This is a genomic window from Thauera sp. 2A1 (assembly GCF_009469595.2).
Classification (GTDB): Bacteria; Pseudomonadota; Gammaproteobacteria; order Burkholderiales; family Rhodocyclaceae; genus Thauera.
Genome location: NZ_SSXV01000013.1, coordinates 54,825 through 80,159, shown reverse-complemented (window position 1 = coordinate 80,159; position 25,335 = coordinate 54,825). Strand labels below are relative to the sequence as shown.

General features: G+C 63.4%; 18 protein-coding genes. 14 read left to right on the top strand and 4 right to left on the bottom strand.

Going from position 1 to position 25,335, the window contains the following annotated elements; all coding sequences use genetic code 11:
• The first annotated feature begins 31 nt into the window (after positions 1-31).
• Genes GH664_RS13275 through GH664_RS13250 form a run of 6 tightly spaced genes read left to right on the top strand, consistent with a single transcriptional unit; the run spans position 32 to position 9,814 of the window.
• The gene (locus tag GH664_RS13275; RefSeq protein ID WP_153168552.1) at positions 32-2,803 is read left to right on the top strand and encodes a class I SAM-dependent DNA methyltransferase; all 2,772 of its coding nucleotides are present in this window, start codon (positions 32-34) and stop codon (positions 2,801-2,803) included.
• Positions 2,796-4,115, top strand: a complete 1,320-nt coding sequence (locus GH664_RS13270) for a restriction endonuclease subunit S (RefSeq protein ID WP_153168551.1) — start codon at positions 2,796-2,798, stop codon at positions 4,113-4,115. Before GH664_RS13275 ends, GH664_RS13270 begins: the two co-directional genes overlap by 8 nt.
• Positions 4,108-4,758 (top strand): DUF4433 domain-containing protein, encoded by a 651-nt coding sequence (locus GH664_RS13265; protein ID WP_153168550.1) that lies wholly within the window; start codon positions 4,108-4,110, stop codon positions 4,756-4,758. The genes GH664_RS13270 and GH664_RS13265 overlap by 8 nt, the downstream gene beginning before the upstream one ends.
• Positions 4,758-5,834: a macro domain-containing protein gene (locus tag GH664_RS13260; protein WP_153168596.1), complete on the top strand. Its 1,077-nt coding sequence runs from the start codon at positions 4,758-4,760 to the stop codon at positions 5,832-5,834. Before GH664_RS13265 ends, GH664_RS13260 begins: the two co-directional genes overlap by 1 nt.
• 9 nt (positions 5,835-5,843) lie before the next feature.
• On the top strand, positions 5,844-9,107 hold the full coding sequence (locus GH664_RS13255; protein ID WP_153168549.1) for a type I restriction endonuclease subunit R: 3,264 nt from the start codon (positions 5,844-5,846) through the stop codon (positions 9,105-9,107).
• Entirely contained in the window at positions 9,107-9,814 is a 708-nt protein-coding gene (locus GH664_RS13250) for a M48 family metallopeptidase (protein ID WP_153168548.1), read from the top strand. Before GH664_RS13255 ends, GH664_RS13250 begins: the two co-directional genes overlap by 1 nt.
• Before the next feature lie 36 nt (positions 9,815-9,850).
• Here GH664_RS13250 and GH664_RS13245 read toward each other — a convergent pair whose 3' ends face one another.
• From GH664_RS13245 to GH664_RS13235, 3 genes are all read right to left on the bottom strand, one after another.
• Positions 9,851-10,273 (bottom strand): type II toxin-antitoxin system VapC family toxin, encoded by a 423-nt coding sequence (locus tag GH664_RS13245; protein WP_153168547.1) that lies wholly within the window; start codon positions 10,271-10,273, stop codon positions 9,851-9,853.
• Positions 10,270-10,524 (bottom strand): Arc family DNA-binding protein, encoded by a 255-nt coding sequence (locus GH664_RS13240; RefSeq protein WP_153168546.1) that lies wholly within the window; start codon positions 10,522-10,524, stop codon positions 10,270-10,272. Before GH664_RS13240 ends, GH664_RS13245 begins: the two co-directional genes overlap by 4 nt.
• Positions 10,525-10,685: 161 nt before the next feature.
• Positions 10,686-12,881 (bottom strand): pentapeptide repeat-containing protein, encoded by a 2,196-nt coding sequence (locus GH664_RS13235; protein WP_153168545.1) that lies wholly within the window; start codon positions 12,879-12,881, stop codon positions 10,686-10,688.
• Between the two features lie 768 nt (positions 12,882-13,649).
• On the opposite strand from GH664_RS13235, the gene hppD reads away from it, so the two are divergent.
• Both hppD and GH664_RS13225 read left to right on the top strand, forming a co-directional pair.
• On the top strand, positions 13,650-14,762 hold the full coding sequence (hppD, locus tag GH664_RS13230; RefSeq protein WP_153168544.1) for a 4-hydroxyphenylpyruvate dioxygenase: 1,113 nt from the start codon (positions 13,650-13,652) through the stop codon (positions 14,760-14,762).
• Between the two features lie 94 nt (positions 14,763-14,856).
• Positions 14,857-18,471, top strand: coding sequence for an indolepyruvate ferredoxin oxidoreductase family protein (locus GH664_RS13225; protein WP_228111501.1), 3,615 nt, complete (start codon positions 14,857-14,859; stop codon positions 18,469-18,471).
• A 47-nt stretch (positions 18,472-18,518) separates the two neighbouring features.
• Here the strand turns inward: GH664_RS13225 and cobA are convergent, their stop codons facing one another.
• Positions 18,519-19,331, bottom strand: coding sequence for a uroporphyrinogen-III C-methyltransferase (cobA, locus tag GH664_RS13220; protein WP_153168594.1), 813 nt, complete (start codon positions 19,329-19,331; stop codon positions 18,519-18,521).
• 291 nt (positions 19,332-19,622) lie between these two features.
• On the opposite strand from cobA, the gene GH664_RS13215 reads away from it, so the two are divergent.
• From GH664_RS13215 to GH664_RS13190, 6 genes are all read left to right on the top strand, one after another.
• Positions 19,623-21,356 (top strand): cytochrome D1 domain-containing protein, encoded by a 1,734-nt coding sequence (locus tag GH664_RS13215; protein WP_153168543.1) that lies wholly within the window; start codon positions 19,623-19,625, stop codon positions 21,354-21,356.
• A gap of 170 nt (positions 21,357-21,526) precedes the next feature.
• Positions 21,527-21,892 carry a cytochrome c gene (locus GH664_RS13210; RefSeq protein WP_153168542.1) on the top strand — a complete coding sequence of 122 codons (366 nt, stop codon included), beginning with the start codon at positions 21,527-21,529 and terminating at the stop codon, positions 21,890-21,892.
• A 155-nt stretch (positions 21,893-22,047) separates the two neighbouring features.
• Positions 22,048-23,202 carry a cytochrome D1 domain-containing protein gene (locus GH664_RS13205; RefSeq protein ID WP_153168593.1) on the top strand — a complete coding sequence of 385 codons (1,155 nt, stop codon included), beginning with the start codon at positions 22,048-22,050 and terminating at the stop codon, positions 23,200-23,202.
• A complete protein-coding gene (locus GH664_RS13200; RefSeq protein WP_153168541.1) occupies positions 23,203-24,282 on the top strand; it encodes an Lrp/AsnC family transcriptional regulator in 1,080 nt (359 codons plus the stop codon).
• On the top strand, positions 24,275-24,754 hold the full coding sequence (locus GH664_RS13195) for an Lrp/AsnC family transcriptional regulator (protein ID WP_153168540.1): 480 nt from the start codon (positions 24,275-24,277) through the stop codon (positions 24,752-24,754). Before GH664_RS13200 ends, GH664_RS13195 begins: the two co-directional genes overlap by 8 nt.
• Positions 24,754-25,269: an AsnC family transcriptional regulator gene (locus GH664_RS13190; protein ID WP_153168539.1), complete on the top strand. Its 516-nt coding sequence runs from the start codon at positions 24,754-24,756 to the stop codon at positions 25,267-25,269. Before GH664_RS13195 ends, GH664_RS13190 begins: the two co-directional genes overlap by 1 nt.
• Positions 25,270-25,335: the final 66 nt, after the last annotated feature.

Here is a 25,335-nt window from a genome sequence, read left to right as displayed (position 1 = left end):
AGATAACAAGAACCGAGGAACAGACTGAACGATGCCATCCGCCAAACTCACACTCGCCCGCCTGGAAAGCCTGCTGCTCACGGCATGCGATGACCTGCGCGGCAACATGGATGCCAGCGAATACAAGGAGTACATCTTCGGCATGCTGTTCCTCAAGCGCGCCAGCGATCTGTTCGATCAGCGCCGGGAGGAGATCAAGAAGGAAGGCAAGGCGGCGGGTCTGTCAGAGGCCGACATCGCCCTCAACCTCGAAGACCCGGATCAGTACTCGGGCAAGTATTTCTACGTGCCGCCACGAGCCCGTTGGAACGATCCGTGGGTAGACGATGCAGGCAACCCGCAACCTGCGCTCAAGCACGTCAAGGAAAACGTCGGCTCCACGCTCAACAAGGCGCTGGAAGCCCTGGAAGAAGAAAACGCCGATGCCTTGCAGGATGTGCTCAAGGGCACCATCAACTTCAACCGCAAGATCGGCCAGAACACGCTGGATGACGACACTCTGGTCGACTTCATCCAGAACTTCGAAAAGATACCGCTGCGGGATGATGATTTCGAATTCCCCGATCTGCTCGGTGCCGCCTATGAATGGCTGATCAAGCATTTTGCTGATTCGGCGGGCAAGAAGGCGGGCGAGTTCTACACCCCAGCAGAGGTGGTGCGCATCTGCGTCGAAATTTGCGACCCCAAGGAAGGCATGAGCGTTTACGACCCAACAGTGGGGTCGGGGGGCATGCTGATCCAGGCCCGCGACTACCTGCGTGAATGTGGGGCCGATGCCGCTGAGTTGTCGCTCAACGGGCAGGAAAAGATGGGCACCACCTGGTCCATCTGCAAGATGAACATGCTGCTGCATGGCATCTCGCACGCCGATATCCGCAACGCCGACACCCTGGCCGACCCGCAGCACAAGGACGAAAACAACGAGCTGCGCCGCTTTGACCGTGTGCTGGCCAATCCGCCTTTCAGCCAGAACTACGCCAAGACCAAATCCAAGGACGACGGCAGCGGCGCGAAGAAGAAAGAACCCATCGCCTACCCCGGTCGCTTCCACGTCTGGATGCCGGAAAAGGGCAAAAAGGCCGACCTGATGTTCGTGCAGCACATGCTGGCCGTGCTCAAGAGCAATGGCCGCATGGCCACCGTCATGCCGCATGGCGTGCTGTTCCGGGGTGGAGAAGAGCGCGAGGCGCGCCAGTACTTCATCGACCGGGGTTACCTCGAAGCCGTCATCGGCCTGCCCAGCAACCTCTTCTACGGCACGGGCATCCCGGCCTGCATCCTGGTGCTGAACAAGGACGGAGCCCAGCAGCGCGATCACGTGCTGTTCATCAATGCCGACCGCGAATACCGTGAAGGTAAAGCCCAGAACCACCTGCGTCCGGAAGACATCGACAAGATCGTGCACGCCTACCGCGCCGGCCAGAACATCGACGGCTACGCCAAACGTGTGCCGGTAGCCGACATCAAAGCGGAAGACTACAACTGCAACATCCGCCGCTACGTGGACAATGCGCCGCCGCCCGAACCGCACGATGTGCGCGCCCATCTGCACGGCGGCGTGCCGGTCAGCGAAATCGATGCCCTGGGCCATTTCTGGCAGAACTACGCCGGCCTGCGCGACAGCCTCTTTGTGCCTCGTGCCACGGCCACGCACGGCATCCGGTATGCCGACTTCGCTGCCACGCTTGCGGACAAGCGCGACATTGCCCCGCACATCAATAACCACCTCAGTGTCACCCAGCGTCACACCCAATTCATGGCCGATCTGGCCGATTGGTGGCAGCAGCACTTGCCGGTCATTGAGGCGCTGGCACCGGATGCGGACAATCAACACGCCGCCAGCCGCAACGTTTACGCCGTGCGCGCCACGCTGCTCGACAGCATCGAACGCACCTTTGTGGGCCAGCATCTGCTGAACCGCTATCAGGTGCGCGGTGCTTTCGCCAACTACTACAAGGGGCTGGTGTCCGATTTCAAATCCATCGCCGCCAGCGGCTGGGGGCCGGAGCTGATTCCGGATGAAGACATCCTGCAAAGCCAGTTCCCCGAGGTATTGGCAGAACTGGAACAACAGCACGCCCGCCTCGCCGAGCTGCAAGCCCTGTTCGCCGCCGCCAGTGAAGAGGACTTTGAAGATACCGACGACACCGGCGTGCTGCCTGCCGATGAGGTGAAAACCCTCAAGGACGAACTCAAGGAAGCCAATGCCGAATGGAAGGCCCAGCTCAAGACGCTCAAGGGCGCTGTGGGCGATCTGTTCTCCGAGATCAAAGTGGCCGGGCGTTTGCCCAAGGGCACGGACAAGGCGTACCACTGCAGCGATGGTTTCACCGCCAAGGCGGCCCAGTTCGCCAACGGCCAGCGCGTCCTCGATCTAGCCGCCTCTGTCGGCCACGCCTCCACGTTCGCTTCAGTGATCGAAGTCGCCATGGCCGCTGGCCAGCAGGCCAAAGCCACCGCCGAGCGCATCGAAGCCAAGCTGGCCACGCACAAGGCGCTGGAAGACGAAGCCAAGACGCTGAAGGCCGCCATCAAGTCCACCGAGGCCAAGAAGGACGAACTGGTGGAGCAGGCGCGCCTGAAGATCAGCAAGGACGAGGCACGGCAGGTCATCGTCGAACGTCTGGGCAAGCTGCTGTTCGAGAGCTATCGGCAATACCTGCGGGCGGATCAACGCGCTTGCATTGCAGCGGTTGAAAACCTGTGGGGCAAATACGCCGTCACGGCCAAGCAGATTGAGTCCGCGCGGGATAGCGCGGCTAAGGCGTTGCAGGAATTTCTGGTGGAGTTGGGGTATGCGTGAGCGTTGCAAAACTTCGTGGCGCGAAGTTCCTTTCGGCAGCATTTGCGCCCGTATTGTGAACGGCGGCACCCCTGATACTGGTAATCCGGCCTACTGGAATGGCGAGATCCCCTGGATTACGGGCGCAGACTTCACACAACGCGGTATCGCTGAATTCCGAAGGCATGTGTCCTCGATTGGTATTCGCAGCAGCGCGACCTCGGTTGTGCAGCAAGGCAACCTCTTGGTAGTGACTCGCACTGGTGTTGGAAAGCTGGCTATCGCCCCTTGTGATATCGCCATTAGCCAAGACATCACGGGCGTGTATCTTGATACCTCAAAGGTCGATGCAAAGTTTATTTACCATCTGCTTGGCAAGGAACTGAATGAGCTGAAGAAGCTCAATCAGGGCACTAGCATCAATGGCATTATTCGCTCGGACTTAGAGCGACATATTGTTCGGCTGCCGATTGCTAAAAAGATTCAGAAACGAGTGGCAAAGGTGTTGGATGGCATCGACACCGCCATCGAAATGACCGAAGCCCTGATCGCCAAATACCAGCAGATCAAGGCCGGCCTGATGCGCGACCTGTTCACCCGTGGCGTACTGCCCAACGGCCAACTGCGCCCGCGCCGCGAACAGGCCCCGGAGCTGTATCAGGAAACGGCGATTGGGTGGATTCCGAAGGAGTGGGAAGTTGCAGGCCTTGCCGCTAAAGGGCGGCCAGGAACGCACTGGATTCGAACCGGACCTTTTGGATCAGCACTCAAAGGCGAGCATTGGCGCACTCACGGACATCCGGTCATCACGATTGGTGCTCTTGGTGAGGGCGTCTTTACCGATGATGAACTTCTGTTTGTGGAAAGCAGAGATGCAGCGCGATTGGTCGACTTCCAACTGAAAGCTGGAGACGTTGTTTTCTCGCGAGTTGCGGATGTTGGGCGATCCGTCGTAGTTCGTTCCGAGCAGGCTGGGTGGATCATGTCCTCCAATCTGATGCGAATTGCTGTCGATGAAACCCGCGCAAGGCCAGACCTTGTCCAAATGGCGCTTGCCAGTGACTCAAGGATTAAGGCGCAGATTCGCGCTCGTGTTAATAGTGGCGGACGCGATGTTGCGAACAGCGATGTCTTGAATCAACTCAGATTCGTTTGGCCTGATATTGAAGAGCAAGACCGAATCATTGCGCGAGCCGACATAGCAGATTGCCGAATTACCAGCGAGCAGCTGAAGCGTTCGAATCTGCTGGCACAAAAGCAGGGACTGATGCATGACCTGCTAACCGGCAAAGTGCCTGTCAAGGTCGAAGAACCCGAGGTGGTCGATGGCTAACCACTATCACAGCCTCAACCCGGAGAAGGCGCTGATCTGGCGCATTGTCCACCGCGATAATCTGCCGTGGATTTTGGACAACGGCCTGCATTGCGGCAACAGTGCGGTGAAAGCGCCGGATTGGGTGAATATCGGCAACCCGGAATTGATCGACAAGCGGGCCAATCACCCGGTGCCACTGCCGCCGGGCGGTTTGCTGAATGACTATGTGCCGTTCTACTTCACGCCGTTTTCGCCAATGCTACGCAACATCCACACTGGCTGGGGCGGCATTCAGAAGCGGCCGAATGAAGAAATCGTGATTCTGGTGTCCAGCCTGCACCACATCGCCGGGTTGGGCTTGCCGTTTTTGTTCACCGACAGCCACGCCTATTACCAGTGGGCGGATTTTTACGCCGACCTGACCGATCTCGACAAGATTGATTGGCCGTTATTGCAAGCTCGGGACTTCAAGCGGGACCCGGAAGACCCAGCAAAATTCGAGCGCTACCAGGCCGAAGCGCTGATCCATCAGCACTTGCCGGTCAGCGGACTTCTCGGCATCGTGTGCTACACGGAAACATTGAAACAACGCATTGAACAGGAGATTCAGGCCCGCAATCTGAACCTGCCGGTTTATGCCCGAACAGGGTGGTATTTCTGATGATTAGATTCACTCAAGGTAATTTGCTAGAGGCTCGCGCCGAGGCGCTGGTCAACACGGTCAATACCGTCGGGGTGATGGGCAAGGGTATCGCGTTGATGTTCAAGGAACGGTTTGACGAGAACTTCCGCCGTTACGCAGCCGCGTGCAAGGCCAAGGAAGTGCAGACCGGCAAGATGTTCGTCACGCCGGTGCACGAACTCGATGGCCCGCGCTGGATTGTCAACTTCCCCACCAAGCAGCACTGGCGTGCGCCGTCGCGCATGGAATGGGTGGTCGATGGCCTGCAGGATCTGAGGCGCTTCCTGATCGAGCAACAGGTCAAGTCCATCGCCATCCCGCCGCTGGGCGCGGGCAATGGGGGTCTGGAATGGGCTGAGGTGCGCGAACAAATTGAGCGAGCGCTGGGTGATCTGGATGTCGATATTCTGGTGTTCGAGCCCACCAAGCAGTACCAGAACGTGGCCAAGCGCGCTGGCGTGGATAAGCTGACTCCCGCCCGTGCGCTGATTGCCGAACTGGTGCGCCGCTACTGGGTGCTGGGCATGGAGTGCAGTCTGCTGGAGATCCAGAAGCTGGCGTGGTTTCTGGAGCGGGCCATCGAGCGCTACAACCCCGGCGACAACCCGCTGAATCTACAGTTCGCGCCGCATAAGTACGGCCCCTACGCCAACCGGCTCGATCATCTGCTGAACAATCTGGATGGCAGCTACCTGCACTCCGAAAAGCGCATCAGCGACGCGGACCCACTGGACGTGATCTGGTTCGACGACGAGCGCAAGGCCTTCGTGCAGACCTATCTCAAGAGCGAGGCCAAGGCTTACACGCAAGCGCTGGAGTCCACCGCCGCGCTCATTGATGGCTTTGAATCGCCCTTCGGCATGGAACTTCTGGCCACCGTGGATTGGCTGCTGGCTCGTGAAGGTGTTGCGCCCAATGTGCCCGCCTTGCGTGAAGGGCTGCGCCACTGGCGTGGCGGCCCGGATGCCGCTGCCCGCAAGGATCGCCTCTTCGACGACCGGGCGCTGGGCATTGCCCTGGAGCGCCTGACACAGCCAGCCACCGCGCTGGCTTGAGGGGGCGGCGTGAGCGAATACACGGAGGTCGAACGCCCCTTTCTGCAACAGCTGGCTGAGCTGGGCTGGACGATCATCGACCAGGGCTCGGGCGTGCCCCAGGATGCGACCCCCAGCCTGCGCGCCAACTTCCGCCAATGGTTGTTGCCGCAGGTGTTCGACAGCGCCGTGCGCGCCATCAACCGCACCGATGACGGGCGTGAATGGCTGACGGATCGTCAGTTGGAAGACTTGCGCAGCCAGTTGCTGCGCCACCCGAATCGCACATTGCTGGAGGCCAATGAGGCCGTGCAGGCAATGGTGTTCAAGGCGCAGGCCGATGTGAACGAGCTGACGGGCGAAGCCGACCCGGTGGTACGGCTGATCGATTTTCACAACCCGGCGAACAACCAGTTCCACGCCATCAACCAGTTCCGAATCGACACGCCGGGCTGCGTGAAGGCGTTCATCATCCCGGACATCGTGCTGTTCATGAATGGCATCCCGCTGGTGGTGGTGGAGTGTAAGAAGGGTTCGGAAACCTGCGCCAACCCGATGCAGGAAGCCTATGTACAACTGCAGCGCTACATGCGCCGCCGCAAGGAAACCGAAGCCTCTGGCCTGAAGGAAGGCGAGCCTCGCCTGTTCTACAGCAGCCTGATGCTGGTGCGCAGCTGTGGCCTGGAAGCCGACTACGGTACCATCACCTCGGGCGAAGAGCATTTCTATGCCTGGAAGACGCTCCATCCCGCTGACGATTCCGCGCTCGAAGGCCTGAATGCCCAGCAGCAGTTGATTGCAGGAATGTTGAACAAGGCCAACCTGCTGCAGATCCTGCGCACCAGCTCGGTGTTCATGGACACCGACGGCGGCCCACGGGTGAAGGTGGTGTGCCGCTATCAGCAATTCCGCGCTGCCAGCAAGATTGTCGAGCGCTTGCGTACGGGCGAAACCGCCACCGATCGCAGCGGCGTGGTGTGGCACACGCAAGGCTCGGGCAAATCACTGACCATGGTGTTTCTGGCGCGAATGCTGCGTGCCAGCCGCGACCTTGCCGATTACAAGATCGTGCTCGTCAATGACCGGCAAGACCTGGAAGAACAATTGGGCGACACCGCGACGCTGATTGGCGGGCGGGTGAATGTGATCGAAACCCGGGCGGGTCTGCGCCAGCATTTGTCGACCGACAGTTCGGACATCAGCATGGTGATGATCCACAAGTTTCAGGAGCACAAGCAGACGCTAACCAACACCGTGGCGGAAGCGCTGGGTACTTACCTGGCCATGCCTGCGGGCAAGACGTTCGGCGTTGTCAATACCTCGGACCGCATCATCCTGATGATCGACGAGGCGCACCGCACCCAAAGCTCTGACCTGGGCGACAACCTGTTCGAGGCATTCCCCAACGCCACGCGCATCGCCTTCACCGGCACGCCATTGATCACCGAGCGCCACGGCGAGAAGAAGACCCACAAGCGGTTTGGCGAGTACATCGACACCTACCGACTGATGGATGCGGTGAATGATGGGGCCACGCTGCAAATCCTCTATGAAGGCAAGACGGCCGACAACGCGCTGAACGAAAAGCACGCTTTCGACGAAGCCTTTGAAGACCTGTTCCGCGACCGCAGCGAAGAAGAACTACTGGCGATCAAGAAGAAGTACGGCGCGACCGGCGACATTCTGGAAGCCGAAAACCGCATCAACGCAATTGCGCGTGACATGGTGGCGCACTACGTCGACAACATCCTGCCAAACGGTTTCAAGGCGCAGGTGGTGTGCCACTCGAAGCTGGCGTGCATCCGTTATCAGAACGGTATCAAGGCCGCATTGGCAGAGCGCTTGGCCCGTGAGGAGGCCAAGGCCTCGCCGGATAGCGATCTGATCCAGCGTCTGCGTTTTCTCAAGACCGCTGTGGTGGTGTCATCGGACGGCACCAATGAGGCGGCATACATCACCCAGGCGTGCAAGGAAGCCCAGCGCATGAACGCGGTGGAGAACTTCTGCCGCAGTTTCGATTTTGAAGATCCGGACAAGGAATACACCGGCATTGCCTTCCTGATCGTGTGCGACATGCTGCTCACGGGCTTTGACGCGCCTATCGAGCAGGTGATGTACATCGACAAAAAGCTGCGCGAACACACCCTGCTGCAAGCCATCGCCCGCACCAATCGCGTGAAAAAGGGTAAGCAACGCGGTTACATCGTCGACTACATCGGCCTAGCCAACCACCTGACCGATGCCTTGACCCTGTACGCGGCCAGCGACGAGTTGCAGGAACTGCACGACGGGATGAAGAACATCGCGTCGGAGTTGCCAGTGCTGGAAGAGCGCTACCAGCGGCTGCTTCAGAACTTCACGGCCCTCGGCATCAAACAGATCAAAGCCTTCGTCAATGGCGGGTTGCCCAATCTGGATGCCGAGACTGCCGTAGTGCACGAAGCGGTGAAGGCGCTCAACGATGACAAGAAGCGCGCTGATTTTGAGGTGTACTTCAAGAAGTTTTTGATGAGCCTGGACATCATCCTGCCCAACGCATCTGCGCAGCCCTACCGCGTTCCCGCGAAGCGCTTCGGCTACATCCTGCAGGTGACCAAGGAGCGTTACAAGGACACCAGCCTCAACCTCGGCAGCGCGGGTGAAAAGGTGAAAGCGCTGATCAATGAGCACCTGATCAGTCTGGGTATCAACCCCAAGGTGCCACCGGTCGAGTTGCTGGCAGAAGACTTCCTCGACAAACTGGCCGCGCACGCGGGCCAGAACAACGAGGCCAAGGCCAGCGAGATGGAGCACGCCATCCGCAAGCACTGCACGGTTCACCACGATGAAGATCCGGCCTTCTACAAGAGCCTGTCGGAAAAGGTCGATGCGCTGATCGAGAAACACCACAACGAATGGGATCTGCTGGCCGAAAAGCTGGCTGAGCTGCGCAAGGAAGCCATCACTGGCCGTCAGCAGGGTGAGGACGGCATGAGCAAGGAGGCGACGACCTTCTACGAGTACATCGTCCAGCTTGGCTTCGCGAGTGGTTCTGTCAATGATGCAGACAAGCCTGCATTCAAGGCATTGATGGAGACCACCGTGGAAATACTGCAAGAAACCATTGCCAGCATCGACTTCTGGCAGAACCCGGACAAACAGAAGCGCGTGCGCGGCTTGATCAAGACGGAGATCGCCAAGACGCGTATAGAGGAACTGAAACTCAATCGTGAGCGCGTGGCCGTAGAAGTCATGAAGCTGGCCAAAAACCGTCACGATGAACTGGTCAACACGGCGCGGACAGCGAGAGCGTGATGCAGCTCCGTCAGGTGCGTGATATTGAATACCGGTTGTTGCCAGGCTCAGACCGCCAGACCACGGATATCGTAATCGAGCGCGATGGCATCATCACTGTTCGTCCGCCAAAGCGTATGTCACCCGAGCAGGTAGATGAAACCGTTTTAGCCAAGCGGATGTGGATCTACCGCAACTTGGCGGAATGGCGCGATCTCAACGCGACACGGGTGACAAGGGAATGGGTTAGCGGCGAGACGTTTCTGTACCTGGGCAGTTGCTACCGACTGCAGCTAGTGGCCGAGCAAGAAGGTCCGCTCAAGTTGAAAGACGGTCGGTTCTGCCTGCGGCGCGAGGTCGTCGAGCGCGGCGGCCAGGATGCCGCCCATAAAGTGTTCGAAACTTTCTACAAGACCAAAGGCCTGCCCCGGATTCAGAAGCGAGTGGCGTACTTCGCAGCCAAGGTTGGGGTGACGGCAGGTGATATTCAGATCAAGGATCTTGGCTACCGATGGGCGTCTTGTACCAAGCGCGGTGATCTGCATTTCCACTGGAAGTGCCTGATGGCCCCACTGACCATCATCGACTACATCATCGTCCACGAACTGTGCCATATGCATCATCGCGATCACTCAGACGCATTCTGGAATGAGGTGGACAAGGTGCTGCCGGATTACCGGGAAAGAAAAGAATGGCTCAGGGTTCGGGGGGCAGAACTAGATATCTGACAGATGGCAAAAGCAGAGCCTCTGAAAAAGCGGCTTCTACTGTTGCTCCCAAGGGTTGATAACGGTCAGGCCGGCGGCCTGGAAGGGGCTTGTGTCGCGTGTGGCAATGGTGAATCCGTTGGCGATGGCAACGGCAGCGATGCAGGCATCGGCCGTCTCGATGCCGCTGCCCGACTTGCGCACGGTCGCCAGCAGCTCGGCATAGGCGCTGGTGCAAGCCAGGTCGAACGGCAGCACGCGCCCGACGAACATGGGCAGCACGCGCTTTTCGAAGTTCTCGTGCAGCGCCGCCCGCCGCTTACCCGCCGGCAACAGCGCTACGCCGGCGCGCAGCTCAGCCACGGTCATTGCGGACAGGTAGAGCGTTTCCAGGGGTTGCGCGTCGATCCACTCGATGACGCGGGCCTCGGGCGCATGACGTAGCGGCTCCGAAACCACGTTCGTATCGAGCAAGATCATTCAAAGCTCGCTGCACGTGCGGGGGTTCTGTCGCGTGCGCTCTCGAAGATGGCGAACTCCTCATCGGTCAGCTTGACCTTGCGGCCGATCTCGGCCAGCAGGGAGCCCAGCTTGACCCGGCCTTCCGGCTTCACGGCGGACTCCAGAATGTCGCGCATCTCGGCCTCGATGCTCCGGCCGTGTTGAGCGGCCCGCACGCGGATGGCGCGATGCACTTCATCGGGGACATTTCGGACGGTAACGGATGGCATCTTGCAAGACCTCTTTATGATTGCATTGCTTGGACTATAGAAGTTTGCAAGCAGTCGCGCAATTATCGACCCTGCCACTTGTCTCTATCCCCGGCACGCGGCTTTGCTGGGCGCGGGAGGTGTCCTTCCGATGCTGACGAGCGAATCCGAAGCTGCTGTGCTCAGCCAGTTCCCCCCTGCATCTGCAACATCGCCTTCAAGCGCTCGATCTCGTCGTCTTTCGCCTTCAGTTCGGCTTCAAGGCTCGTCTGCTTCGTGGCGCTCGCTTCCCACGCCTCCACCGGCGCGAGAATGGCCTGTTGCACGTTGTCGAGCAGGTCGGCTTGGTCGCCGTATTGATAGACCGGCAGCATGGTGCGGTAGCTCGTCCAGTGCTCGAACATGGCATAGCCGGGGTCGCCCCGCAGCAGGATGGGCTGGACCGGCACGGAGGGAAGGCGGGGGACGATTTCGGAGAGTTCCTGCGGGATGCTCTTGGCGTCGGTGACGTCGGCGACGACGAAGCGCGACATGCTGGCGAGCAGCGCCACGGTTTCGGTCAGGTCGCGCGTGGTGGGCTTGTCCCAGTCGAACACGATGGGCACCAGGTCGAACTCGCGCAGCCTGACCTTGAGCGCGTCGAGCAGCGCCTTGCGCTCGCCGTAGAAGCGGCCAAGGATCAGCACGGCCTTGCGCCCGATGGTGTCGATGATTCCGCGAATCTTCTCGTTGTGCACCATCAGGTACACAAACTGCGCGAGTTCCAGATTGTCCACCGTGAGCCCGGCGCGGCCTTCGGGCGTGATGTGCAGATTGGTCTGGTCGCGCACCTTCGAGAGGTCCAGACCCCAGGCCGCCACGCCGTAGACGTTGGCGCCAGCGAGCCGGGCGCCGTCGACGACGGTCTCGACCATCTGCGCATACGTGAGCGTCGCATCGGTGAGGTCGGCGTCGGTCAGGTTGGTCCCCCTCAGGCTGACGCCCGACAAACAGGCCCCGTTCAGGTCGGCTCCGGACAGATCGGCGTTGCTGAGGTTCGCCTCCTGCAGCATGACGCGGGCAAGCCGGGCGCCCGCAATTCTGGCGCTGCCAAGGTCGGCGCGCTCGAGGTTCGCGCCGATGAAGGACGCGCCGGCCGCGCCCGCCATGCTCAGGTCGGCGCGGGCCAGGGTCGCGAGCGCAAAGTTCGTGCCGTCGAGCCTGGCGGCAAAGAGCTTGGCATCGACCAGCCGGGCCAGGGTGAGGTCGGCACCGGCAAGCAGGGCCTGGTACGAATTGAGGCGGCTCAGGTGGGCGCGGGCCAGGTTCGCACCGGTGAGGTCTTCGCTCAGCATGCGATAGCCGATGAGGTTGGCACCGCGCAGATCGGGCGCGAGGGTGGGGCAGCGACTGCGCCACTTGTTCCACGCTTCTGCATCTTCGTAGAGGCGGGCGAGGTGCAACGCATTGCCTTCGAAGAAGTCGGCTTCCTCGAGATGGGCGTCGTCCAGGCTTGCCCCGTAGAGCTGCGCCCCCGTCAGGTTGGCCTCCGCAAAACTCGCGCCGTAGAGGTTGGCACGGCGCAGGTCCGCGCCGGTCAGGTCGGCACGCACGAAGCCCGCGCACACGGCGGAGATGTCGCTCAGGTCGGCCCAGCACAGCCAGGCTTCGCTGAGATTGGCTCCGCCCAGGTCGGCCGCGCGCAGGTTTGCACCCGTGAGGCGCGCGCCGCGGAGGTAGGCTGCGGACAGGTTGGCGCCCTCGAGCGCAGCGCCGGTGAGATCCGCGCCATCGAGCTGGGGCACGGTGCCAGGGTTGTCGCTGCGCCAAGCGTTCCAGTCGTCGACGCCCGCGCGCAATCGCGCCAGATGGGTGTCGTCGAATCTTCTCGAGTCGAAGGGGTCATCGGCGTCGAGGCCGGTGTCTGCCTTGTCCTGCGCCAGTGCGCGCTGAGTGCGCTGGAGCTTGGCGAGCTGGGCATCCAGCGGCAGATCGGGCATGAAAGGGGCGTTCTCGCGCGCGAAGCGCCGCCAGGAATCGGCACCGCGCAGCAGCGCCGCGAGCTGGGTGGCATCGCCCATCTCGCCGTCGTGCGTGACGAAGACGGTGCCGTCGAAGCGGCAGCGCGCCATCTGTGCCCCGCCGAGGCGCGCCTGCCCAAGGCGGGCGTTGCGCAGGTCAGCGCCTTCGAGCCAGCTTTCGCTCAGGTCGGCACCCTCGAGGTTACAGCCGTAAAGATTGGCCCCGCGCAGGTCGGCCGCATAGAGCTCGATGCCCGCGAGTGCGCGCCCGGACAGGTCGGCCCCTTCGAGGTCGGGCAGGTCGCCGGCCTGCCGTCGTGCTGCGTTCCACGCCTCGACGCCTTGGTCGAGCAATGCCAGGTGGGCCGGGTTCGCCATGGGCGCTGATCCTTTGCGTATAGGACAAGGATAGATAGCCCCACGCTGGTTCCGCAAGCATGCTGAACCCGGACACCTCGGCGCGGTATTACTTGATCTTCTTTACGGTCTTGAGGACGAAGCCATCGACCCGTTGCTGGGTCACGATGGTCTTCTCGTTGATCATCTTGTTCAGTTTGAATTGGCTATTCAGTTTCATCTGGATCTTCTCCATAAAAGGCATCGTCTTTTCGGGTCTTCAATTTCTAGGCGGATTAAATCCGGCCTGAGATCGTTGATCCCTCGATGCACAGTTGCAGTATATCGACTGAATGCTGCAACGCAGCAAGGAGTTTGTAACGAATGAATTTCGCCAATCGATAAAGTCATCGGAGGTATAGACGGAATTCATGAAAAATAATAAAACGCTATAAATCAAGTAGTTACAAAAATTGTGGTGGCTGGAGCCGAGGATCTGCTTATTCGCTGATGGAATCGATGACATGAAGCAGAGGGAATGACTTCATTGGCATCGGTTCGTCGTTCAATTGGACGAGCCAATTGGCGTGAAATTCTTCGCGTACCGTCACGCTTGCATGTCGAATGTCGGTCGGCGCGGCGGAGCGACAGCCGGATGACATTCCGGCCAGTCGCCTTCTGAAGGTGGAACCGCCGGCGATGCACCAAGTGCCCTTGCCGTGGTCAAATGACTCGGAACGGCTTGGTCGATCGTAACTTCGCGGACCGACGGTAAGTCTTCGCGGCCTACACTGACGCAGGAGGTGAACCTTGAGCAGCCACGAACTGTGGGACAACCCGACCGGGATCGACGGCTTCGAGTTCATCGAGTACGCGGCGCCCAATCCGGCGGAACTGGCCGGTGTGTTCACCCGGCTGGGTTTCAAGGCGATCGCCCGCCACCGTCACAAGGACGTGACGCTGTTCCGCCAAGGCGGCATCAATTTCATCATCAATGCCGAGCCGGACTCCTTCGCGCAGCGCTTCGCACGCCTGCATGGGCCGTCGGTGTGTGCGATGGCCTTCCGCGTGGCCGATGCATCCAGGGCCTACCGGCGCGCGATCGAACTCGGCGCCTGGGGCTACGACTCGCACTCCGGGCCGATGGAGCTGAACATCCCGGCGATCAAGGGCATCGGCGATTCGCTGATCTACCTCGTCGACCGCTGGCGCGGCAAGGACGGGCGGTGCGGCGGGATCGGCGACATCAGCATCTATGACGTGGATTTCGTGCCCATCGTGGAGGCGGACGGCACGACCGACGAGAATCCGGCGGGCCTCGGCCTGCTCGGCATCGACCACCTCACGCACAACGTCCATCGCGGCCGCATGAACGAGTGGGCCGAGTTCTACCAGCGCCTGTTCAACTTCCGCGAGGCACGCTACTTCGACATTGAAGGCAAGGTCACCGGGGTGAAGTCGAAGGCGATGACCTCGCCTTGCGGCAAGATCCACATCCCGATCAACGAGGAAGGCAACGACACCAAGGGCCAGATCCAGGAATACCTCGACCGCTACCACGGCGAGGGCATCCAGCACATCGCGCTGTCGACGGCCGACATCTATCGCAGTGTGGATGGCTTGCGGGCCAACGGGGTGAAGCTGCTCGACACGCCCGACACCTATTACGAATTGCTGGAGACGCGCATCCCCGGCCACGGCGAGCCGCTGGAGGCGCTGCGCGAGCGTCGCATCCTGGTCGATGGCGCGCCGGGTGACCTGTTGCTGCAGATCTTCTCCGAGAACCAGCTCGGGCCGGTGTTCTTCGAGTTCATCCAGCGCAAGGGCAACAAGGGCTTCGGCGAAGGCAACTTCAAGGCGCTGTTCGAATCGATGGAACTCGACCAGATGCGGCGCGGCGTGCTGAAGGGCGACGCATCTTGATTGCCTGCTGCGGGAGCTAATCCGCCCGCGACCGATCAAACCTGTCGAGCCTCGCCCGCCGATCGGCGAGAAGCGGGGCAGGAGGAGACCTGCCGTGAGCACGACGCAAGCCGAGGTTCTCGCCCCGACACTGCCGGCGATCCGCGACGACTATCGCCTGGCCGACAACCTGGAAGCGACGCAGGGACAGGTTTTCCTGACCGGCACGCAGGCGCTGGTGCGGCTGCCGCTGATGCAGCGTGCGCTCGACCGCGCAGCGGGGCTGAATACCGCCGGCTTCATCAGCGGCTACCGCGGCTCGCCGCTGGGCGGCTACGACCAGCAGTTGTGGAAGGCGCAGGCGCTGCTCGACGCCAACCAGATCCGCTTCATGCCGGCGGTGAATGAAGAGCTGGGCGGCACCGCGGTGCTCGGTTCGCAGCAGGTGGAAGGCGATCCGCAGCGCACCGTCGATGGCGTGTTCGCGATCTGGTACGGCAAGGGGCCGGGCGTGGATCGTGCCGGCGACGCGTTGCATCACGGCAACCTCTATGGCTCCTCGCCCCATGGCGGTGTGCTGGCGGTGCTGGGCGACGACCACGGTTGCGTGTCCTCGTCCTTCCCGCACCAGAGCGATTTCACGCTGCAGTCCTGGGGCATGCCGCTGCTCAATCCGGCCAACATCGCCGAGCTGCTCGAGTTCGGCCTGTATGGCTGGGCGCTGTCTCGCTTCTGCGGCTGCTGGGTGGGGCTGAAGGCGATCTCCGAGACGGTGGAAAGCGGCTCCACCGTCGATCTCGATGCGCTGCAGACGCGCTTCGACCAGCCGGTGGAGTTCAATCCGCCCGCGGGCGGCCTGCATTACCGCTGGCCCGACCTGCCCAGCCTCGGCATCGAGCAGCGCCTGGCGGCCAAACTCGATGCGGCGCGCGCGTTCGCCGTGGCGAACTCGGTCGATCGCATGATCTGCCGTTCGCCGGCCGCGGACATCGGCATCGTCACCTGCGGCAAGGTCCACCTGGACCTGCTCGAGGCCTTTCGGCGGCTCGGGATCAGCCTCGCCGAACTCGAGGCGGCCGGCGTGCGCTGGTACAAGGTCGGCTTGAGCTTCCCGCTGGAGGCGGGCCGCATGCGGGCCTTTGCGGCAGGACTGAAGGAAATCCTGGTGGTCGAGGAGAAGGGCCCGGTCGTCGAGCGCCAGATCAAGGATCTGCTCTATAACGCCGATCCGGCACGGCGGCCGGTGGTCGTCGGCAAGACTGCCGCGGACGGCACGCCGATGCTGTCCGCGCTGGGCGAGCTGCGCCCGTCGCGGGTGATGCCGGTGGTGGCCGAGTGGCTGGCAGGCCATCGACCGGCGCTGGACCAACGCCAGCACATCGTCGATCACGTCGCCGAATTCACCGCGCCGCCGTTGCTGTCGAACGAGGCCGACGACGTGCGGCGCGTGCCTTTCTTCTGCTCCGGCTGCCCGCACAACACGTCCACCCGCGTGCCCGAGGGCTCGCGCGCGCAGGCCGGCATCGGCTGCCACTTCATGGCGTCGTGGATGCCGGGCCGCGAGACGGGCGGCCTGATCCAGATGGGCGGGGAGGGCGTCGACTGGGTCGCGCATTCGAAATTCACCCGTACGCCCCATGTGTTCCAGAACCTGGGCGATGGCACCTATTTCCATTCGGGCTTCCTCGCCATCCGCCAGGCGGTGGCGGCGCAGACGAACATCACCTACAAGATCTTGTACAACGACGCGGTGGCGATGACCGGTGGCCAGCCGATCGACGGCAAGGTGAGCGTCGATGGCATCGCCCGCCAGGTCGAGGCCGAGGGCGCGCGCCGGGTGGCGGTGGTCAGCGACGACCCGGAAAAGTACCGGGGCCACGAGGGCTTCTTCCCGCGCGGCACCACCTTCCACCACCGCAGCGAGCTCGACGCGGTGCAGCGCGAACTGCGCGCCGTTCCGGGCGTCACCGTGCTGATCTACGACCAGACCTGCGCTGCGGAGAAGCGCCGCCGGCGCAAGAAGGGCGAGTACCCCGATCCGGCGCGGCGCGTCTTCATCAACACCGCGGTGTGCGAGGGCTGCGGCGACTGCGGCAAGCAGTCGAACTGCCTGTCCATCGTGCCGGTCGAGACGCCCCTCGGGCGCAAGCGCATGATCGACCAGTCGTCCTGCAACAAGGACTACTCCTGCGTGAATGGCTTCTGTCCGAGCTTCGTGTCGGTGCTGGGCGGTCAGCTCAGGAAGCCGGCCGGCGCGCGCATCGATGACGCGCGGCTGGACGCCCTGGTGGCGGCGCTGCCGACGCCGACGCCACCGGCCTGGGACGCGCCCTACGACCTGCTCGTCACCGGCGTCGGCGGCACCGGCGTGGTGACGCTCGGTGCGCTGGTCAGCATGGCCGCCCATCTCGAAGGCAAGAGCGCGTCGGTGCTCGACTTCATGGGCTTCGCGCAGAAGGGCGGCCAGGTTCTCGCCTTCGTGCGCCTGGCGTTGCACCCCGAACTGCTCAACCAGGTGCGCATCGACACCCAGCAGGCCGATGCGCTGCTGGCCTGCGACCTGGTGGTCGGCGCCAGCAACGATGCGCTGCAGACGGTGCGTCGCGGGCGCACGCAGATCGTCGCCAACACCCACGAGATCCAGACGGCGAAGTTCGTGCACGAGCCCGATGCCGACCTGCATGCGGGCGCACTGCTGGCGAAGATGCGCTTCGCCGCCGGCGCCGACCGGCTGAGGACCTGCGACGCGCAGGCGCTCGCGCTGAAGCTGCTCGGCGACACGATGGCGGCAAACGTGCTGCTGCTGGGTTACGCGTGGCAACTGGGGCTGGTGCCGGTGTCGATCGCCGCGCTGGATCGGGCGATCGAACTGAACGGCGTGGCGGTGAAGGCCAATCGCAATGCCTTCCGCCTCGGCCGGCTGGCCGCGGGCGATCCGGCGGCGCTCGCCGCGCTGGCGGGGGAGGAGGTGGTGACGGACGGCGGCGCAGGCTCGGAGACCGAACTTGCGGCGCTCGTTGCACACCGGGTCGAACACCTGACGGCCTATCAGGATGCCGCCTACGCGATGTTCTACCGCGCTCTGGTGGACAAGGTCGCGGCTGCCGAGCGCAGCGTGGTCGTCGGCTCCGCGCCCTTGCGGCTGGCGACCACCGTCGCCCGCGTGTATGCGCAACTGCTTGCGTACAAGGACGAGTACGAGGTGGCGCGGCTGTTTGCCGACGGCAGCTTCCGGCGTGCGCTGGAGTCGCAGTTCGAGGGCGACTACACGCTGCAGTTCCACATGGCGCCGCCCCTGCTCGCCAAACCGGACGGCAGCGGCCGGCCGCGCAAGCTCGACTTCGGGCCGCGCCTGATGTTGCTGATGAAACTGCTCGCGCGCGGCAAGGTGCTGCGCGGCTCGGCGCTCGACTTCTTCGGACGAACCGATGAGCGTCGCATGGAACGTGCGCTGCCGGTGGACTATGCGCGCGCGATCGAGGCGCTGTTGCCTCGGCTGACCGCCGATACGCTCGACGAGGTGGTGCGCTACGCCGCGCTGGCCGGAGGTATCCGTGGCTATGGGCCGGTCAAGCTGGCCAACCTGAGGCAGGTGAAGCGGCGCGAACGCACGCTGGCACACGAGCTGGGCATCGATTTCTTCGTCAGCGAAGCGGTGCAGCGGATGCTCGATGGCGGCTCGAGTGCGAAAGGCGCACAGGGAATGTCAGCCGAGGCCACCAGCCGCTGACGAGGGTCGGCAGGGACGCGACGCGCGCGTCCCCCCTGTCCGTGTGGTCAGCAGGCGTTTTGCTTCGCGAGCAGTGGAAGGCTCTCGGGCTGCAGCGCGACGACTTCACCGATCATGATCAGCGCGGGGGCGCCGATCGCCGCCTCGCGCACTGCTACGGGAAGCTGCGCGAGCGTGCTGTGCACGCCGCGCTGCTGCGGCGTCGTCGCGGCATGGATCACCGCGGCCGGCGTGTCGGCGGGCAGGCCGTGGGCGACGAGCTCGCGACAGATGATGTCGAGCGCGCCCAGGCCCATGTAGATCACCACCGTCTGGTTGGGGCGGGCGAGCGTGGTCCAGTCCAGGTCCACCGTGTCGTTCTTCAGGTGGCCAGTGGCGAAGACCAGCGTCTGTGCATGCTCGCGATGGGTGAGCGGGATGCCGGTGGAAGAGGCTGCACCGGCGGCGGCGGTGATGCCGGGGACGATCTCGCAGGAGAGGCCGGCAGCCATCACCGCCTGCATTTCCTCGCCGCCGCGGCCGAAGATGAACGGATCGCCCCCCTTCAGGCGGACGACCTGAAGGCCTTCGCGCGCGAGGTCGACCAGCACCTGGTTGATCTCTACCTGTGGCAGGGCGTGATTACCGGCTTCCTTGCCGGCATAGACGCGGCGCGCGGTGGCAGGGATCAGCTCGAGGATGGCCGCGCCGACCAGGTGGTCATAGACGACGGCCTCGGCCGAGCTGATCAGCCGCGCGGCCTTGAGCGTGAGCAGGTCGGGATCGCCAGGTCCGGCGCCGACCAGCCATACCTTGCCGCTGCCGTCCCGACCACGGAGCGCGTCGGCATTTCCGCGTGCTGCCGGGCCGGATCGGTTCATGCGAACGGGATGATGCTCGCGACGGCTTCGCGCGTATGATGCCGCTGCGGTATCGGGCGTGCGCAGGGCGGCAGGCGTCTGCAGCAGGGCTTGGGGCATGGCTTCGGCTCCGGAGGGTGGCATGCACCAATGTCATGCCTGGATATGCGTTCGGTACGCCGGGAACTTTATCCCTACCTTCGGCAGGGAAAATTAACCCAAATCAAGGATCGCCAGTCCCGACGAAATCGATACTGCAGCCCGTCAGGCAGTTCAGTTCAGTTCGTTTCCACGCGTGGCAAGGAGAAAACAATGCATAAAAGCAAGTGGCTTTTGAAATCGATCGGGCTGGCGGTGCTGCCGCTCGCGTTTGCGACCGCCTGGGCCGAGGATGCGCCGGATGCGCACAAGGATGTGACGCCTGCCGAGCTGAAGTATCAGGCTGGCGCATCGCCGCTCGCCGGCGTCGAGATGCACCAGGACGTCAACCCGAAGGCCCCGTCGATGACCAAGGCCGAGTTCGACAAGGCCCGCCAGATCTACTTCGAGCGCTGCGCCGGCTGCCACGGCGTGCTGCGCAAGGGCGCCACCGGCAAGCCGCTGACGCCGGACATCACCTTGGGCAAGGGCACCGATTATCTGAAGGTCTTCATCGAATACGGCTCTCCGGCCGGCATGCCGAACTGGGGCACCTCGGGCGAGCTCACCAAGGATGAGGTCGACCTGATGGCGCGCTACGTGCAGCAGACGCCTCCGCAGCCGCCGGAATTCGGCATGCCCGAGATGAAGGCAACGTGGAAGGTCATCGTTCCGCCGGAGCAGCGTCCGACGAAGAAGATGAACAACTACAACCTCAACAACATCTTCTCGACCACGCTGCGCGACACCGGCGAGGTGATGCTGATCGACGGCGACACCAAGAAGGTCATCAACATCGTCAAGACCGGCTACGCGGTGCACATCTCGCGTACCTCGGCGTCTGGCCGCTACCTGTACGTGATCGGTCGTGACGCCAAGATCAACCTGATCGACCTGTGGATGCCGAAGCCGGACAACGTCGCCGAGATCCGCACCGGTCTCGAGGCACGTTCGGTCGAAACCTCCAAGTACAAGGGCTTCGAGGACAAGTACGCGATCGCCGGTTCCTACTGGCCGCCCCAGTTCGTCATCATGAAGGGCGACACGCTGGAGCCGCTGAAGATCGTCGGCACCCGAGGCATGACGGTCGACACGCAGGAGTACCACCCCGAGCCGCGCGTCGCATCCATCGTGGCTTCGCACTTCAAGCCCGAGTTCGTGGTGAACGTGAAGGAGACCGGCAAGATCCTGATGGTCGACTACTCGGACATCAACGCGCTCAAGACCACCGAGCTGCAGGCTGCACGCTTCCTGCACGACGGCGGCTGGGATGCCAGCAAGCGCTACTTCATGGTGGCGGCGAACCAGTCGAACAAGGTCGCGGCGGTTGATGCGAAGGACGGCAAGATCGCCGGCATCATCGAAGTGGGCAAGATCCCGCACCCGGGCCGTGGCGCGAACTTCATCGATCCGCAGAACGGGCCGGTTTGGGCGACGGGTCACCTGGGCGACGAGACGATCTCGCTGATCGGCACCGATCCGGCCAAGCACAAGGCCAACGCCTGGAAGGTGGTGCGTACGCTGAAGGGCCAGGGTGGTGGTTCGCTGTTCCTGAAGACCCATCCGAAGTCGCAGAACCTGTGGGTCGATACCACGCTGAACCCGGATCCGAAGATCAGCCAGTCGATCGCGGTGTTCGACATCAAGAACCTCGAGAAGCCGTATGACGTGCTGCCGATTGCCGAATGGGCGAACCTGGGCGAAGGCGCCAAGCGCGTGCTGCAGCCGGAATACAACGAGAAGGGCGACGAGGTCTGGTTCTCGGTGTGGTCCGCGAAGAACCAGGAGTCGGCGATCGTGGTCGTGGATGACAAGACCCGCAAGCTGAAGACGGTCATCAAGGATCCGAAGCTGATCACGCCGACTGGCAAGTTCAACATGCTCAACACCCAGCACGACATCTACTGATCCTCCACGATCGGCAGTGAAGTAATCGACGGGCGGCCTGCGGGCCGCCCGTCTGCTTGTGGGGCCGTGCCGCGGGGAGCTTTCCCGCGCGCTAGCGGTTGATGCGAGTCAAGGTGCCTCGATGCATTGCCCCGCATCCTGTCAGTCATCGAGTCGTGAAGGGTTTCGTCATGAAGTTGCCGCCCGTTTTCGTTCATGCCATGGTGTTGATCGGGGCTGCACTCGTCGCGGCCTACGCCTCTGCCGCGGAGCTGCCCGATGCGCAGCGACAGCGCGAACTGGCGCACATGGTTCGCCAGGATTGCGGCTCCTGTCATGGCCTGACGCTGGCAGGTGGCCTGGGTCCGGCGCTGACGGCCGAGGCCCTTGCCGGCAAGCCGGCCGACAGCCTTGTGGCGACGATCTACGCCGGGCGCCCGGGTACCCCCATGCCGCCTTTTCGCGGCATCGTCAGCGAGGCGGAAGTGGAATGGATCGTGCAGCAACTGCTTCGCGGGTTCCCGCCCGATGGCGGCGCGGCGGCGCGCGCGGACTGATCCCCGTCTCACTTCATCGTTTCCAGCAAACCTTGGCTGCAGGAGTTTCCATGTCGTCCGCTTCTAAGATCCCCTCCGTGCGGGCCGCTAGCGCGTGCCGTGCCGCGTGCGCCCAGCTTGCCCCGCTCGCGCTGTGGGGCTTGTTGTTGCCCGCGATGGTGCTGCTGCTGTCCGCATGCAGCACCATCGCGCCGCAGGCCGCGGTGCGTGGAACCGGTGATCTGGGTGTCGTCATCGAGCGCGCCGACGGCAGGGTGAAGATCGTCGAGACCAGCGGCCGCAGCGTGCTGGCCAGCGTGCAGGGGCTGGGCGATCTGTCCCATGCGTCGGTGGTGTTTTCACGGGACGGGCGTTATGCCTACGTGTTCGGTCGCGACGGCGGTCTCAGCAAGGTCGATCTGCTCACCGCCAGCATCGTCGGGCGTGTCGTGCAGGGCGGCAATTCGATCGGCGGGGCGATCTCGCAGGATGGGCGCATTGTCGTGGCGCAGAACTACGAGCCGGGTGGCATCAAGGCGTTCAACGCGGACACGCTGGAGCTGATCGCCGACGTGCCGGCGAGCTATGGCAGCGAGGGCAAGCGTTCCAAGGTGGTGGGCCTGGCCGACCTGCCGGGCAACCGCTTCATCTATTCGCTGTTCGAGGCGGGCGAGATCCGCATCACCGACTTCTCCGATCCCGGGAAACCGGTCACGCAGCGCTTTGCTGCCGGCAAGCAGCCCTATGACGCGCTGGTCACGCCCGATGGCCGCTACTACATCGCGGGCCTGTTCGGCGAGGATGGGCTGGCGCTGCTGGACTTGTGGCAGCCGGAGAAAGGCAGCCGCAAGATCCTGTCCGGTTACGGGCGTGGCGAGCAGCCTCTGCCGGTGTTCAAGATGCCCCACCTGCGCGGCTGGGCCGTTGCGGGCGGGCGGGCCTATCTGCCGGCGATCGGGCGCCACGAAGTGCTGGTGGTGGACATGTCGACCTGGCAGGAAGTGGGGCGCATCCCGGTGAAGAGCCAGCCGGTGTTCGTCATGGCGCGCCCGGATGGCCGCGAAGTGTGGGTGAACTTCGCCTTCCCGGACAATGGCTGGGTGCAGGTGGTCGACACCCTGAGCCAGAAGATCACCTCCACGCTGCAGCCGGGCAGGGCGATCCTGCACATGGAATTCACCCCGCGCGGCGAGGAGGTCTGGCTGTCTGCGCGCGACGACAACCGCGTCATGGTCTACGACACGCTGAGCCATGAGAAGCGCACGCAGTTCGACGCCGCCAGCCCCAGCGGCATCTTCTTCACCAGCCGCGCCGCGCGCATGGGATTCTGAATGAGCACCACGCCACGCCGGGTCTGCCTGCCGCATGACCTCGATGCGACGGGCTTCCGCCTGTTGAACGACTGGCAGCGCGACTTCCCCCTCGTTTCGCGGCCGTTTGCACGCATCGGCGAATCGGTGGGCATGGCCGAGCACGAGGTGATTGCGGCCTATCGGCGCTTCATCGACGATGGCCTGGTGAGCCGCGTCGGCGCCGTCTTCGCGCCTCGGCGGCTGGGCGCCAGTGCCCTGGCCGCGCTGGCTGCACCGCCCGAACGGCTCGAGGAGGTGGCGGCGCGGATCAGCCGCGAGCCGGCGATCAACCACAACTACCAGCGCGAACATGCCTACAACCTGTGGTTCGTCGTCACCGCGGCGTCGCCCGAGCACATGCGCGCGGTGGTGGCCGGCATCGAGCGCGACACCGGCTGCCCCGTCATCGTGCTGCCGCTGGAGGAAGAGTTCCACATCGATCTCGGCTTCGACCTGAAATCCGATGCGGGTGCAAGGCGCGGGGCAGGCGCGAGCGGGGATGCGGCGAACCTGGCGGCTGCGGCCGGGGCGATGACGTCCCTGCCGCGGGAGTCCGCCTGCGCGCTGCCGGCGCTCGAGCGCGAGCTGATCACCGCGCTGCAGATGGGTCTGCCGCTGGTTGCGGAACCCTTTGCCGCATTGGGGGAATGTGCCGGCCTGACCGAAGGCATGGCAATGGAGCTGATCGAGCGCTGGCTTGCGGATGGCTTGATCCGCCGGCTTGGCGTCGTCGTGCGTCATCACGAACTGGGCCTCGAGGCCAACGCGATGTGCGTGTGGGACGTGCCCGATGACATCGTGTCCGCGCTCGGTCGGCGGCTGGCTGCCGAGCCGGCGGTGACGCTGTGCTACCGGCGCCGACGCGCGCTGCCGGGCTGGCGCTACAACCTGTTCTGCATGATCCACGGCAGCGCGCGCGATACGGTGCTGGCTGCGCGCGACGACCTGGCGGCGCGGCTGGGGCTCGATGCCTATGCGCACGACGTCCTGTTCAGTTGCCGCCGTTTCAAGCAGACCGGCGCCTGCTACCTGCCGCCCAAGGAGGGCGCTCATGTCTGAGCGACGCGGAGTGGCGGCAAGACGCGAGCCGGACGAGGTGGACCGCAAGCTCATCAATGCGCTGCAGGGGGATTTCCCGCTGGTGGAGTCGCCCTACGCGGAAGTCGGCAAGCGGCTCGGCCTCAGCGAGACCGACGTGCTGGCGCGCCTGCAGAGCCTCCTCGACGATCGCGTGCTGACCCGCTTCGGCCCCATGTTCCAGATCGAACGCATGGGCGGCGCCTTCTGCCTGGCGGCGATCGCCGTGCCGGAGGATCGATGGGCGCGTACCGTCGAGGCGGTGAATGCCTTTCCCGAAGTGGCGCACAACTACCGCCGCGACCATGCGCTCAACATGTGGTTCGTGCTCGCGACCGAGGCGCCGCAGGGCATTACCGAGGTGGCGCAGCGCATCGAGGCGGCGACCGGGCTGCCGGTTCACCTGTTTCCCAAGGAACGTGAGTACTTCGTCGAAATGAAGCTGGAGGCCTGATGAACGCGCCCGTGACCGCCGTAACGCAGCAGGACGACCTCGACCGGCGCATCGTGCTCGCCACCCAGGCCGGTCTGCCGCTCGTGCCCCGGCCTTACGCCGCGGTGGCGGAGCAGGTCGGCGCCAGCGAGGCGGAGGTGCGCCGCCGCCTCGCGGCGATGCTCGAATCGGGCCGCATCCGCCGCATCGGCGCGGTGCCGAACCACTACGCGATCGGTTACACCGCGAACGGCATGAGCGTGTGGGACATCGCCGACGGGGTCATCGACGCGGTGGGCGAGCGCGTCGGTGCGCTCGACTTCGTCACCCATTGCTACCGCCGGCCGCGCCACCTGCCGGACTGGCCCTACAACCTGTTCGCAATGGTCCACGCGGCGAGCCGCGAGGCGGCGCTTGCCCGCGTGGCGGAGATCGCGGCCCTGATCGAAGGCGAATTTCGCGGCGCATGCCGCCGGCGCGACGTGCTGTTCTCCAGCGGCATCCTGAAAAAGACCGGTTTGCGCATCGGTAGATGAGTAATGCGTGATTCTTGCCTTTCCGTACCGTTATCGGTACGCTAGGGTTGAAATTCAGTACTGCTC